Here is a 548-nt window from a genome sequence, read left to right as displayed (position 1 = left end):
CCCATTAGGAACCCTTGCGAGTCAACGATAATGTGGCGTTTACGTCCCTTAACCTTTTTGCCACCATCGAAGCCGTAGACCACCCCCTTTTTTCCGTGGTTTTCACCGACTGAGAATCACCGATACTGACACTAGATTGCTCTGAACGACCTAATTTGCTCCGCAGTTGCTCTCGAATCTGGTCATGCATTTGCTGCCAAATTCCTTTTCGTTGCCATTTCTGGAAGTAATGGTAGACCGTGCTGTAAGGGGGTAAATCGTGAGGCAGCATCTCCCACTGGCAGCCAGTGCGCTGGACGTAAAAGATGCCATTGAGGATTTCTCGGAAATCAACTTCTATCGGATGTCCAAAGCCTTTAGGAGCGGGCAGCAGCGGCTGGAGGAGCACCCACTCATCGTCGCTCAAATCACTGGGATAGGCTTTGCGGGTAGGATTGGCAATGACCGGGAGACGACTCATGAGCTGGGTGATGCTTCGGGTAGGTCTAGCCTAAAACCGGATTTAGAGCTGCCAAGTCGGCTTTAGCTTCTCTTTATAAATTAGCTCT

At 50.4% G+C, this 548-nt stretch carries 1 pseudogene; it reads right to left on the bottom strand.

Annotated features, from left to right (window positions below):
- A pseudogene (locus VPK24_RS07965) lies at positions 1–460 on the bottom strand (IS5 family transposase); the annotation flags it as partial.
- Positions 461–548 lie beyond the last annotated feature (88 nt).

It is taken from the genome of Limnothrix redekei LRLZ20PSL1 (assembly GCF_043235035.1).
Taxonomy (GTDB): Bacteria; Cyanobacteriota; Cyanobacteriia; order CACIAM-69d; family CACIAM-69d; genus CACIAM-69d.
The sequence above is the reverse complement of the archived record's forward strand: the minus strand, read 5'-3'. Positions and strand labels throughout refer to the sequence as shown.